The sequence below is a fragment of the Blautia sp. AF19-10LB genome (assembly GCF_003461245.1).
Classification (GTDB): Bacteria; Bacillota; Clostridia; order Lachnospirales; family Lachnospiraceae; genus Blautia_A; species Blautia_A intestinihominis.
The window spans coordinates 117,194-130,124 of record NZ_QTWS01000004.1 but is presented as its reverse complement, the minus strand read 5'-3'; the positions used below and the strand labels follow the sequence as shown (position 1 = coordinate 130,124).

The following is a 12,931-nucleotide window of genomic DNA, read 5'->3' as shown; positions in this document are numbered from 1 at the left end:
TTACATTTTTGAAAGGCAGGAAATAATAAAATGACAAAGATCAGAACCAGATTTGCACCGAGCCCGACAGGCAGGATGCATGTAGGAAATCTGCGTACCGCACTGTACGCATACCTGATTGCAAAACATGAAGATGGAGACTTTATCCTTAGAATCGAGGATACAGACCAGGAGCGTTATGTAGAAGGAGCTGTAGATATCATCTATCGTACCATGGCAGGTACAGGACTTCTTCACGATGAAGGTCCGGACAAGGACGGCGGCGTAGGTCCTTACGTACAGAGTGAGAGACAGGCATCCGGAATCTATCTCAAATATGCACAGCAGCTTATTGAACAGGGTGATGCTTACTACTGCTTCTGCGGTCCGGAGGAACTGGAATCCATGAAACGTGTCGTTGCAGGCAAGGAGATCTCCATCTATGACAAGAGATGTCTGCGCCTTTCCAAAGAAGAAGTACAGAGACGTCTGGATGCAGGCGAACCGCATGTTATCCGTTTCAATATGCCGACAGAGGGAACCACTACTTTCCACGATGTAATTTACGGAGACATCACAGTAAACAACGAAGAAATGGAAGACCTGATTCTGATCAAGTCTGACGGATACCCGACCTACAACTTTGCAAACGTTGTAGATGACCATCTGATGGGAATCACTCACGTTGTCAGAGGAAATGAGTATCTTTCTTCTGCACCGAAATACAACCGTATCTACGAAGCATTCGGATGGGAGATCCCGGTCTATGTTCATTGCCCACTGATCACCAACGAGGAGCATCAGAAGCTTTCCAAGCGTTCCGGACATTCCTCTTATGAGGATCTTCTGGAGCAGGGATTTGTGACAGAAGCGATCGTAAACTTCGTAGCTCTGCTCGGATGGAGCCCGCAGGACAACCAGGAGATCTTCTCTCTTCCGGAACTTGTCAAGGCATTTGATTATCATCACATCAGCAAATCACCGGCAGTCTTTGATATCACCAAACTCCGCTGGATGAACGGCGAGTACATCAAAAAAATGGATCCGGAAGAATTCTACGAGAAAGCACTTCCATACATGAAGCAGGTCCTCAAACGAGACTACAACTTCCGCAAAATCGCAGGAATGGTTCAGACAAGAATCGAGACATTCCCGGATATCCCGGCACTGATCGACTTCTTCGAGGAAGTTCCGGAATACGACAGCGCAATGTACTGCCACAAGAAGATGAAGACCAACGAGGAGACATCTCTGGCAGTCCTCAAAGAAGTTCTTCCGGTTCTGGAAGCTCAGGAGGACTATACTAATGATCCGCTGTTCGCATCTTTAAGTGCGTTTGTTAAGGAGAAAGGATACAAGAACGGTTATGTTATGTGGCCGCTTCGTACCGCTGTATCCGGCAAGCAGATGACACCGGCAGGAGCAACTGAGATCATGGAGATCATCGGCAAAGAAGAAACACTGAAACGTGTCAAAGCAGCTATCGAAAAACTCAGCTGATCACAGATATATGAAACGTAATCCATCTCAACAACGGGCAATCGCCCACCTGTCAGGACCCATGATGGTTCTGGCAGGCCCTGGTTCGGGGAAAACTTCCGTAATTGTAGAAAGAACAGCATATATGACAACCGAGGGCGGGATTTCTCCTTCCAATATCCTTGTCGTGACTTTTTCAAGGGCAGCGGCGAAGGAAATGAAAGAACGATTTCTGAATTTTACCGGTCAGGAGTATACACCGATCACATTCGGGACTTTCCATGGCGTTTTTTATGGAATTCTGAAGCAGGCGTATGGATTTACTGCGGCGAATATTCTGTCAGAGGAGGAGAAGTCTGCAATTCTCCGGGAACTTGCACTGAACCATGGCGGGGAACTGGCAGAGGAAGGTGATTTTTCGGAAGAAGTTGCCAAGGAGATCAGTGTTGTCAAGGGAAACAGGATTTCGCTGGAATATTATTATTCTTCGTGCTGTCCGGATGAGGTTTTCCGTCAGATCTACCGGGAATATGTCAAAACCTGTCAGGCGAGACGGAAACTGGATTTTGATGACATGATCCTCTACTGTTATGACCTTTTTGATAAGCGGAAGGATATTCTGGCAGCGTGGCAGAATAAATTTCAGTATATCCTGGTCGATGAGTTTCAGGATATCAACCAGCTTCAGTATGACATCGTGAAGCTTCTTGCGAAGCCGCAGGATAATCTGTTTATCGTGGGGGATGATGATCAGTCCATCTATCATTTCCGTGGAGCAAGACCGGAGATCATGCTGAATTTCACAAAGGATTATCCAGAGGCAGAGACGGTGACACTGGATGTGAATTACCGATGTAGCAAGAGGATCCTTTCTTCTGCAATGCAGGTGATCGGAACGAACAAGAAAAGATTCCAGAAGCATCTGCAGACTCCCAATCCGGAAGGTGATCCGGTAAAGATCCGTGAATTTGAAAATCCGAGAGAAGAATATCTCGAAGTTGTATCAGAACTCCGGGCGCGTCTGGAACAGGGCGACAAGCTGGAAGACACAGCAATCCTTCTTCGCACGAACCAGGAGGCGGAAGGTCTGGTCGGTGCGCTGATGGAACGTCAGGTTCCATTTAACATGAAAGAAAAACTTCCGAACCTGTTCCACCACTGGATCTGCCGGAACATTCTGGCATATCTGAGATTTGCGGCGGGCGATGAGAGCCGGAAGAATTTTGTTGAATTTATGAACCGCCCGAACCGTTATATAGCCAGAGATGCGGTATCACTTTCCCCTGTGATCTCCTTCGACCAGCTCAAGGATTTTTACAAGGATAAGGACTGGATGTGTGACCGTCTGACGACATTTGAGACGCATCTGCGTATCCTTCGGGGTCTGACACCTTTTGCGGCGATAAATTTCATCCGAAAGGGCATGGGATACGAAGAATACTTGCGGGAATACGCGGAATATCGTAAAATAAAACCAGAAGAATTAAGTGAGATCCTGGATCGGCTGACCGACAGCACGAAGGGGATGGACAGCCTCGGAGACTGGGAAGCCTACATAGAAGATTACACCAGGAAACTGGAAGAACAGGCGAAGAAACAGGAGCAGGAAAGAGAGGGTGTACTGATCTCAACACTCCATGGAGTCAAAGGTCTGGAATATGACAAGGTATATATCCTGAATGTAAATGAAGGCAGCATGCCGTACAAGAAAGCAGTCCTGGAACCGGCGATCGAAGAAGAACGGAGGCTTTTTTATGTAGGGATGACCCGTGCCAGGAAGGAACTTGATCTGTGTTACGTGAGGCAGCAGCATGAGAAGAAACGGGAGCCTTCCCGCTTTCTGGAGGAGGTGCACATATGAAGGCAGTGATTTATTTTACAGAGGTCCCGGAGAAATATCTCCACAAGAATATGGAGCATATGATCGGAGAGAAACTACTTGCGACAGGACTTTACAAGGAATATGGACTGAAGCTTGCATTTGAGCCGCGGGCAGCAGGAGAGCACGGCAAACCATTCCTGACCCTGCAGCCAAAGATCCACTACAACATCAGCCATTCCGGCAAATATGTAATGTGCATCATCGCCGGAGAAGAAGTCGGCATCGATGTCCAGGAACACAAGAAAGTCAACTACGAACGAATGCTCACCAGAATGGTCCCGGCAGACATGGTACGCGAGATTCTTGAGAGCGAGCAGATGGAGAAAGCCTTTTTTGCTCAGTGGGTGCTCAGAGAAGCCTACATCAAATGGACGGGAGAAGGTCTTTCCAAAGACCTCCGCAAGATCTCCCTGGACAAAGGCAGCTACCTGATGCTTGAAATGGAACCAGGCTACAGCGGAGCCGTCTGGTCCCGCGACCCGTTGGAACTGCGGTGGGTGCATGAGGAGATACAGCTGCCGTAATCGTGCGTAAAAATTAAAGTGAAACAATGAATAACAGACTGGACAAATAAAAATACCCTCCTTATACTGAATGTAACTACTTTTGGTACAGGGAGGGCATTTTTATGAATTCTGTCCGGTATCGTCAGATGAGGGAGATTCTCTGACAATCTATGATGAAGACAGGAACAGAATTCCTGCATACTGGGACATGGATCAGCAATGTTTTGTCGCGCAGGATGACGCGCTGAAAGAACTGAAATTTGACAGCTACATGGATTCAGGTACGCAGAATCTTCTGATGCAGTATCAGGATATCACCTGGGAATTTGTCAAGGCAAATGGATCACCACAGTTTGTATATATTAACTTTTATAAACGCGGAGACGAGATCCGGACAGCCGACAGCGTTCTGAAAGGCTATGAAAAGCTTTTTACCGGACGAGGCTATATCTGGGGCAGGGCGATTCCACTTCTGAAAGAGCATATTCTGGTCGGAAGCGGACCGGATACTTTCGTAGAAGAATTTCCACAGCAGGATTATGTTATGAAAGCAAACACAGGACGCTGGATGCTGGAGCAGATTCCGTCCAAGGCGCACAGTCTGTATTTGCAGAGTGCACTTCAGACAGGCATTCTGTCGCTGCTCTGTCTTCTGATATTCTGGGGAAGTTATGCAGTTTCGTCTGTTCGAAGCCTGAAACAGAAAAAAGACAGCAGTTTTTTTGCAGTGGATGCTGTGATTCTGCTGAGTGTGACTGCTTTTCTTTTCATGGGGCTTATGAATGATTCCAACCTGGCAGTATCCCCGTTGTTCTGGGGAATGCTCGGACTTGGCTGTGCCATGAAAAAAACGGATTTTTCCCGGTAATAAAAACAGATTGTCCACATATATTAACTGTAAAGAGGTGAGGACGATCGACAGGGAGAGTATTCAGAATCTGTTTGCAGGAAATATCCGCAAACTTCTCATTGAGGCGGGACCGGATTATGAGAAACTTTATGAGATCCGACTCCGGGTGGGACGCCCCCTGTTTCTTGTATATGCAGGGGGTGAACGCTTTTTGCAGATAAAAAGAGGCGAGCCGTATTTTGTGACGCGGCAGGATCTTAAGGAAACGCTGGAGTATGTGTGCGGATATTCGCTGTATGCGTATGAAGATGAGATCCGGCAGGGATACATAAGCGTACAGGGCGGACACAGAGTGGGCGTTACCGGCAAGGTACTTCTGAATGGCGACAGGATCCGTGGAATGAAATATATTTCCTGCATCAATGTCCGGCTGTCACATCAGATCCCGGGCTGTGCAGATGCAGTGATGCCGTATATTCAAAGTCGAAACCATATTTCACACACATTGATCATCTCACCGCCGAGGTGTGGCAAGACGACACTTCTGCGGGATGTGATCCGACAGCTCAGTAACGGGAGAGAGGGCATTCCTGGAGTGACAGTTGGGGTGGTGGATGAACGAAGTGAGCTTGCCGGAAGCTGGCAGGGTGTTCCACAGAATGACCTTGGAATGCGGACAGACATTCTCGATGCCTGTCCGAAAGCGGAAGGAATGCAGATGCTGGTGCGTTCGATGTCGCCGGATGTGGTGGCGGTAGACGAACTTGGCAGAGAAGAAGATTTCCGGGCGGTTGAAAGCGTGATCCATTGTGGATGCAGGCTGATTGCCACGGCACATGGAAATTCCGTGGAGGATATCTTAAACCAGCCGTTTTTTCAGAAGTTAAAAAAGATGGAAATATTTGAAAAATATATCGTTCTCGGAGACAGGAAGCAGATCGGTATCATAAAAGGAATCTACGATGAAAAAGGACAAAAATGCTGAAAATGGCGGCAAGCCTGTTGCTGATCCTGGGTGGAGCAGGAATCGGGTATGCCAGAAGTCGGGAGATCACAGAAAGAGAAAAGAACCTGGAGATTTTGCTTCAGATTCTTTTTTTTCTGAAAGGAGAGATCCGATGCGGCAACAGTTCTCTTCCAGACGCATTCCGGGAGATTGCAGCAAAAATCAGTGGATTTTTTGGGACAATCCTTCGGGATGCCGCACAGGAAATGGAAGACACCGGAGGCAAAAATCTGGAAGAGATCATGGAATTTTGTATACAAAGAAATTTTTATCAGGGAAATCCCGGAGGGTCGCAGAGGAAAGAAGAAATGGAGATTCTTCGGACTCTTGGGCGCAGACTTGGCTATCTTGACAGAGAAATGCAGATAAAACAGATCGAACTTCTGGAAACGGATGTGGAAGAACAAAGAAGACAGCTCAGAGAAAAAATGCCGGAGCAGAAGAAAATCTGCCAGTCCTTAGGGATTATGGGAGGCATTTTGCTTGCAGTATTGTTTTGGTAAGAGGAGAAGGGGGAGAGCGTGGAAGTCACCATTATTTTCAAAATAGCGGCGGTCGGGATTCTGGTTTCCATTCTCTCTCAGGTATTGAAACACAGCGGGAGAGATGAACAGGCATTTCTTGTAAGTCTCGCCGGCCTTCTTATCGTATTATTCTGGATCGTACCGTATATTTATGAATTGTTTGTGGATATTCAGAAATTGTTTGTGCTGTAAGCAGGAGGAAAGATGGATATTATAAAAATTTCTCTTCTGGGGATCTGCGGTGTTATATTATGCTTTTTTCTGAAAGAAACCCGGCCGGAATATACCGCTTTTATCACGATGGGAATTGGCATCATGATCCTGGGACTGGCTGTCGGAAAGCTGGAATATCTTTTCGGAACGCTGCGGCAGCTCAAGGACAGCCTGCCTGTGGAGCAGGAGTACCTGACGACGTTAATTAAAATGATCGGAATCACTTACATCGGACAGTTTTCGGCAGGAATCTGCAAGGATGCGGGGCATCAGGCTACGGCGGCGCAGATTGAATTATTCTGCCGGCTTTCTGTACTGGTACAGAGTGTTCCAATTCTTCTGGCACTACTGGAAACGATTCAGGAGTTTATGGCATGAGAGGGAAAAACTGGCTGGCGGTGCTGGTGCGTGTGGTATGTCTGGTAATTCTGATGGTAGCATGTGTAGCAGAAGTTTATGGAAGCAGTACAGGAATTCAGAGCCAGACACCAAAGAAAAGCCAGTCAGACGACATATCTGATTCTAATCAAAACGACACAGACATCGCACAGGAACTTCTGAACGAGATCGAACTGACAGATGTCCAGAACATGCTGGACGAACTTCTGGGCGAAGACAGTTTTTCCATGAAAGATGCGCTCATAAAACTGACAAAAGGTGAACAAGCATTTTCAAAAGAAGCGGTACAGGGAGTGGTGTACCGCTTTTTCTTTTATCGTCTGGAACAGGAGAGGGGACTTTTGGTCAAACTTCTCCTTCTGGTACTGTTTGCGGCTGTTTTTTCCAGCTTTGCGGATGTGTTCGAAAACGAACAGGTTGGAAATATCAGTTTTTTTGTCGTTTATCTGCTGGTTTTTACACTGCTGACAGATTCCTTTTCTGAAATGAGCCTGTCGTTGGAAAAGACGATCGACTGGATGACGGAAGTTATGAAAGGGCTGGCACCGGCGTTTTACATGACAGTCTGTGCCTCGTCCGGCGCGGCATCAGCGGCAGTTTTTTATGAGGGGGTTCTGATTCTGGTATGGCTGATCCAGTGGCTTCTTGCGACTGTCATCCTGCCTGCGTCCAGCCTGTATGTCCTTTTACAGCTCGTAAACTCCCTATCAAAAGAAGAAATGCTCGGAAAAATGGCAGAATTCCTCAACACGGCGATCTCCTGGAGCCTCAAAACACTCCTCGCGGCAGTGGTCGGCCTGCAGATCATCCGAAATCTGGTTGCACCGGTCATGGACAACCTGAAACGAGGGCTTCTCGGAAGGGCGGCAGGGGCACTTCCGGGAGTAGGAAACGCCGTAAATATGGTGACAGAGCTGGTCGTGACAAGCGCAGTCCTGATTCGAAATTGTCTTGGCGTTGTGATACTCGTCGTATTTGTACTGGCGGGAGCAGGACCGATGCTGCATTATGGTGTCCTGTCGCTTTTGTATCGCTTTCTTTCGGCGGTATCACAGCCGATCTCAGATAAACGGATGGTCAGCGCGCTCAGTGCAATGGGCGAGGGATGCACCCTGCTTCTTCGGATCGTTTTTACTGCGGAAGTTCTGTGCATGCTGGCATTCCTTGTCCTGATGGCAGGGATCCAGAGTTAGGAGGGCAGATGAAGGCAGAAATCTATCAGTGGGTCAGGATCCTGGCGACGTTTTATATTTTATTTACTGCGGTCCTGCAATTGATGCCGGACAGAAAATATGAACGGTACATCCGGTCTTTCATGGGACTTCTTTTGATCTACATGCTGTGCACGCCGCTTTTTTCTTTCCTGCGGGGAAGCAGGGAGATGATTGGGGATTTCGCAGACTATTATAACGAGGAAGTACACCTTCTGGAGCAGAAAGAAACGCAGGATCTTCAGGGCTTTTACATCCGTAAAGGCTTTCGTCAGGAACTTGCATCCCAGATTGCAAAAAAATGTGAAGATGCAGGAATAAAAATACAGGAGACCATCGTAGATATAGAAGGAGAGACGATATCGGTGGAACTGAAGGCAGATCAGAACATGGACGGCGAACAGGAAAGGAGGATCCAGGATGAACTCCGGCAGAGCTTCGGGATCGAAGAGCAGAATATCAGAATTTTTGCAGAAGGGAATGACGAAACAGCAGTGGATCGTGATCCTGCTTCTGGGACTTCTTCTGTCGGTGATCGCACTTCCGGTATCCAAAAAGAGCAGTACACCAAAGCAGACGATCCTGATGGATAACAGTACACAGAGCACAGATGAAATCCAGTCCTCCCTGGAACGCAGGCTTCAGAATATTCTGGAGAATGTAGAAGGAGTTGGTGAAGTCAAAGTGATGCTGATGACGGAGGAACAGCAGGGAATCTATCGTTCCGGTGAAACAGAAGTCAGAGGAGTGCTGATCGCGGCAGAGGGAGCCTCTGATCCGGTGGTCGTGCAGAAAATTCAGCAGGCGGTAATGGCATTATTTCAGATCGAAGCCCATAAAATAAAAATAATGAAAATGAAATGAGGAGAGTAAAGTGAAAAAAATCGTAAAAAGGAATCAGGTCATCATCACTTCACTGGCAATCCTGATCGCAGTGGCGGGATACCTGAATTTTGCAGACGTGGATCTGGGATTCAAGGACAAAGAAGCGAGCACGGACAGTGCAAGTATTTTGGATCAGGTGGATTATGACATTACCGACGAAAGCGCACTTCTGGAAGAAAACAGTCAGAGCAGTCTTACCGATACAGAAGAAGACACGACAACGCCGGGGGAGGCGGTGCTGACAGGGGCATCCGGATTTGCGGCACAGGCAAAGCTTTCCCGTGAACAGGTGCGCTCCCAGAACAAGGCGGACCTGCAGGAGATCATCAACAATGCGGATATCTCGGATGATCAGAAACAGACCGCCATCAACACCATGGTAGAGATGACAGACGTGTCCGAAAAAGAAGCTGCAGCAGAAATGCTTCTTGAAGCCAAAGGATTCGAGAATGCGGTAGTAAATCTTACCGGAGAGACTGCAGACGTAGTTGTGCCGGAAGCAGACCTCGAAGATGCAAAAAGAGCACAGATCGAGGATATCATCAAGAGAAAGACAGGGATCGCAGCAGAAAATATCGTGATCACGCCGCTTGACCAGACAGAGGATACAGGGGAAGAAAGCAGTTCGATGGAAGAAAATGCTGACGAGACCGCGGCCTATGACAGCACGGACGAAGCAGATACTACATACGAAGACCAGGAAACTTCCACCGATCAGGTGATCCAGACAGACGGTATCTATGATTAAGAAATGACACAGATCAAAACAGAGGGGAGCTTCCTCTCTGTTTTGACATAAAAAGCATTAAGAATGCCATACAACGCCGACTGGGATATGGAGATGCCGTTTTTCAAGAAAACGTTCCAGCTCGTGCTCAAAATATTCAACAGCGAGCTTGTTGGAAACCTTGGGATAACGATGCCGGATTTTGTAGCAGACACGGTTTGGCGGGGTGTTGACCAGTTCGCTGACATACAGAGAACGGTAATGCGAAAGCTCCTGAATGACAGATTCCGGTGCGATCATCCAGTTTTCGTCCTTTTTCCACAGGCGGTCAAGCAGAGTGATCGTGTCTGCTGAGATATGAGGTCTCGTAACAGAAGAAAGCCAGCGGTCATGCCAGATCTGGAAATTGTCATCCCAGCTCAGAAACAGTTCCATGGAGGAATCCAGTTCATCCGTATGTACCTGCGCCCGCGGGATCACCGGATGTTCGGACTGCACCAGATAAAGTTTTTCTTCAAAGATCTGCTCTGCGATGATGTTTTTGTAATGAAGATGCTGATAGACAAAACCGATATCAAATTTGTGCTCACTGAGCAGATCGTACAGTTCATTGGAGTGATGAGATTCAATATCCAGATCCAGATGAGAATGTGACTGAAGGATCTCATCATACAGCGGAGCAAATACGGCGATGTTCAGGCTGTCCGTGCAGCCGATTGTCAGAAGCATCCGTTCCTGGTTGTGCTGAAGTGTGAGTGTTTCTTTCCACAGGGACATCCACCGTTCGGCGAGGACGACAAAATCCATTCCTTTGGGTGTGAGTTCGACCTGCTTATGTCCTTTGTTTCGGATGACAAGAGGAAATCCCAGTTCATTCTCAAGGGAATTCAGACGATGGCTGACAGTTGGCTGGGACAGAAATAAAAGATCAGCGGTGCGGGTAATACTCTTGGTGTTTACGATAGTCAAAAAAGTTTCTATTTCTGCGAGATTCATAAAATTTCCTCCTGGCACGTATTCAAAAAATATGCCTCTATTATACAGAGAAAAGATTTTCTTTTCAATTATAACTTTATATCCTTCATATAGGGAAATTTCTTGACAGTCCGGCATAGTCTATAATAAAATAAAAAGTTGTATAGAAATTGGAAATAGGATAACAGACAGGAGGAAAAACGTGTCTAAGTACGCGAACGAAATAGAAAAAAGAAGAACTTTTGCCATTATCTCTCACCCGGATGCCGGTAAGACAACCCTGACAGAGAAATTTCTGCTGTATGGAGGTGCGATCAACCTGGCAGGTAGTGTTAAAGGTAAGGCAACTGCCCGCCATGCAGTATCTGACTGGATGGAAATAGAGAAAGAGAGAGGTATTTCCGTAACCTCTTCCGTATTACAGTTTCATTATGATGGATATTGTATCAATATTCTGGATACACCGGGACATCAGGATTTCTCAGAGGATACCTACCGTACTCTGATGGCAGCGGATTCCGCAGTCATGGTCATCGACGGAAGCAAGGGTGTCGAGGCACAGACAAGAAAGCTGTTCAAGGTCTGCGTCATGAGACACATTCCGATCTTTACTTTTATCAACAAGATGGACAGAGATGCAAATGATACGTTTGATCTTCTGGATGAAATAGAAAAGGAACTCGGGATCGCAACCTGCCCGATCAACTGGCCGATCGGTTCCGGTAAGAAATTCCGTGGAGTTTATGACAGAAATACACACAAAGTCCTGACCTTCTCTGACACACAGAAGGGAACCAAGGAAGGTGTGATCGAAGAAATCGATATTGACGATGCAAGACTTGACGACATCGTAGATCCGGATCAGAAGGAACAGCTCATGGATGAGATCGAGCTTTTGGACGGAGCAAGTGTGGAATTTGACCAGGAACAGGTAAGCAAGGGAAATATGACACCGGTATTCTTCGGTTCCGCGCTTACAAACTTCGGTGTGGAGACTTTCCTTGAGCACTTCCTCAAGATGACAACCTCTCCACTTCCGCGAGTATCCGATGAGGGCGAGATTGATCCGATGTCTGATGATTTCTCCGCATTCGTATTCAAGATCCAGGCAAACATGAACAAGGCACATCGAGACAGGATCGCATTCATGCGTATCTGCTCCGGTAAATTCGATGCATCCCAGGAAGTCTATCATGTACAGGGAGACAAGAAGATGCGTCTTCTCCAGCCTCAGCAGATGATGGCAGAATCCCGTCATGTGGTAGATGAGGCATATGCCGGAGATATTATCGGAGTCTTTGACCCGGGTATTTTTTCCATTGGTGATACGATCTGTGCGCCGGGACGTAAGTTTGCATTTGAGGGAATCCCGACTTTCGCACCGGAGCATTTTGCACGTGTGCGCCAGCTTGATACCATGAAGCGTAAGCAGTTTGTCAAGGGTATCAACCAGATCGCGCAGGAAGGTGCGATCCAGATCTTCCAGGAATTCAACACCGGTATGGAAGAGATCATCGTAGGCGTTGTCGGTGTCCTGCAGTTTGATGTCCTCAAATACCGTCTGGAAAACGAATATAATGTCGAGATCCGTCTGGAAAACCTTCCATATGAGCATATCCGCTGGATCGCAAACAAAGAAGAAGTCGATGTGGCCAAGATCACAGGAACTTCAGACATGAAGAAGGTTACAGACCTCAAGGGCAACCCGCTTCTTCTGTTCGTCAATGCATGGAGCGTCGGCATGACAGAAGACCGAAATCCGAATCTCGTACTGACAGAATTCAGTAAATAAACGCTTTTAATTTGCGGACAAATTTGATATACTAAACCTATGCAAAATTAGAATTTGATAGCTGTGAGAGGATTTCTTGCAGCTATGAGTCGGAGCCCGCAGGAGGTATTAGATATGGCAGAAAAGAGAACAACCTATAAATTACAGGATGTAGGAGGGATCGGTGAAGTCAAGATCGCAGATGAAGTAGTAACAGTCATCGCAGGACTGGCAGCAACCGAAGTTGACGGCGTTGCATCCATGGGAGGAAATATTACAAACGAGCTGGTAAGCAAGCTTGGAGTGAAGAACCTTTCCAAAGGAGTTAAGGTAACCGTCCTTGAGGGCGTTGTTACTGTTGACCTGACACTGAATATCGAGTTCGGCAAGAATATTCTTGAAGTAAGCAAGAAGGTTCAGGACAAGGTCAAATCGTCCATTGAAAACATGACAGGCCTGGAAGTGGCAGATGTAAATATCCGCATCGCAGGCGTTGATATGGAAAACGGAAAAGGAAAGTAAAC

General features: G+C 47.1%; 15 protein-coding genes. 14 read left to right on the top strand and 1 reads right to left on the bottom strand.

The features are described 5' to 3' along the window. Positions 1-30 precede the first annotated feature (30 nt). The 12 genes from gltX to DWX28_RS04240 all read left to right on the top strand — a co-directional run bounded on the left by gltX (position 31) and on the right by DWX28_RS04240 (position 9,682). A complete protein-coding gene (gene gltX / locus DWX28_RS04295) occupies positions 31-1,479 on the top strand; it encodes a glutamate--tRNA ligase (protein ID WP_118251950.1) in 1,449 nt (482 codons plus the stop codon). A 10-nt stretch (positions 1,480-1,489) separates the two neighbouring features. Continuing rightward, positions 1,490-3,319, top strand: coding sequence for an ATP-dependent helicase (locus DWX28_RS04290; RefSeq protein WP_118251949.1), 1,830 nt, complete (start codon positions 1,490-1,492; stop codon positions 3,317-3,319). After that, a complete protein-coding gene (locus tag DWX28_RS04285) occupies positions 3,316-3,864 on the top strand; it encodes a 4'-phosphopantetheinyl transferase family protein (RefSeq protein WP_118251948.1) in 549 nt (182 codons plus the stop codon). The genes DWX28_RS04290 and DWX28_RS04285 overlap by 4 nt, the downstream gene beginning before the upstream one ends. A gap of 82 nt (positions 3,865-3,946) precedes the next feature. Further along, a complete protein-coding gene (locus DWX28_RS04280; RefSeq protein WP_118251947.1) occupies positions 3,947-4,714 on the top strand; it encodes an O-antigen ligase family protein in 768 nt (255 codons plus the stop codon). A 10-nt stretch (positions 4,715-4,724) separates the two neighbouring features. Next, positions 4,725-5,681: a stage III sporulation protein AA gene (gene spoIIIAA / locus DWX28_RS04275; protein WP_179978645.1), complete on the top strand. Its 957-nt coding sequence runs from the start codon at positions 4,725-4,727 to the stop codon at positions 5,679-5,681. Further along, positions 5,675-6,205: a stage III sporulation protein AB gene (locus DWX28_RS04270; RefSeq protein ID WP_118251946.1), complete on the top strand. Its 531-nt coding sequence runs from the start codon at positions 5,675-5,677 to the stop codon at positions 6,203-6,205. Before spoIIIAA ends, DWX28_RS04270 begins: the two co-directional genes overlap by 7 nt. A gap of 18 nt (positions 6,206-6,223) precedes the next feature. Next, entirely contained in the window at positions 6,224-6,418 is a 195-nt protein-coding gene (gene spoIIIAC, locus DWX28_RS04265) for a stage III sporulation protein AC (protein ID WP_022214945.1), read from the top strand. Positions 6,419-6,430: 12 nt separating this feature from the next. Beyond that, positions 6,431-6,817 (top strand): SpoIIIAC/SpoIIIAD family protein, encoded by a 387-nt coding sequence (locus DWX28_RS04260; RefSeq protein ID WP_022214946.1) that lies wholly within the window; start codon positions 6,431-6,433, stop codon positions 6,815-6,817. Continuing rightward, entirely contained in the window at positions 6,814-8,031 is a 1,218-nt protein-coding gene (locus tag DWX28_RS04255) for a stage III sporulation protein AE (protein WP_118251945.1), read from the top strand. Before DWX28_RS04260 ends, DWX28_RS04255 begins: the two co-directional genes overlap by 4 nt. A gap of 8 nt (positions 8,032-8,039) precedes the next feature. After that, positions 8,040-8,642, top strand: coding sequence for a stage III sporulation protein AF (locus tag DWX28_RS04250; protein ID WP_118251944.1), 603 nt, complete (start codon positions 8,040-8,042; stop codon positions 8,640-8,642). Further along, positions 8,530-8,913, top strand: a complete 384-nt coding sequence (locus tag DWX28_RS04245; RefSeq protein WP_227222093.1) for a hypothetical protein — start codon at positions 8,530-8,532, stop codon at positions 8,911-8,913. The genes DWX28_RS04250 and DWX28_RS04245 overlap by 113 nt, the downstream gene beginning before the upstream one ends. A gap of 10 nt (positions 8,914-8,923) precedes the next feature. Next, a complete protein-coding gene (locus DWX28_RS04240) occupies positions 8,924-9,682 on the top strand; it encodes a SpoIIIAH-like family protein (protein WP_118251942.1) in 759 nt (252 codons plus the stop codon). A 57-nt stretch (positions 9,683-9,739) separates the two neighbouring features. Here the strand turns inward: DWX28_RS04240 and DWX28_RS04235 are convergent, their stop codons facing one another. Then, positions 9,740-10,657, bottom strand: a complete 918-nt coding sequence (locus tag DWX28_RS04235) for a LysR family transcriptional regulator (protein WP_118251941.1) — start codon at positions 10,655-10,657, stop codon at positions 9,740-9,742. A 181-nt stretch (positions 10,658-10,838) separates the two neighbouring features. Between DWX28_RS04235 and DWX28_RS04230 the strand changes: the two genes are divergently transcribed. Both DWX28_RS04230 and DWX28_RS04225 read left to right on the top strand, forming a co-directional pair. Next, positions 10,839-12,428 (top strand): peptide chain release factor 3, encoded by a 1,590-nt coding sequence (locus tag DWX28_RS04230; protein ID WP_022214952.1) that lies wholly within the window; start codon positions 10,839-10,841, stop codon positions 12,426-12,428. 114 nt (positions 12,429-12,542) lie between these two features. After that, the gene (locus DWX28_RS04225) at positions 12,543-12,929 is read left to right on the top strand and encodes an Asp23/Gls24 family envelope stress response protein (protein ID WP_118251940.1); all 387 of its coding nucleotides are present in this window, start codon (positions 12,543-12,545) and stop codon (positions 12,927-12,929) included. Positions 12,930-12,931 lie beyond the last annotated feature (2 nt).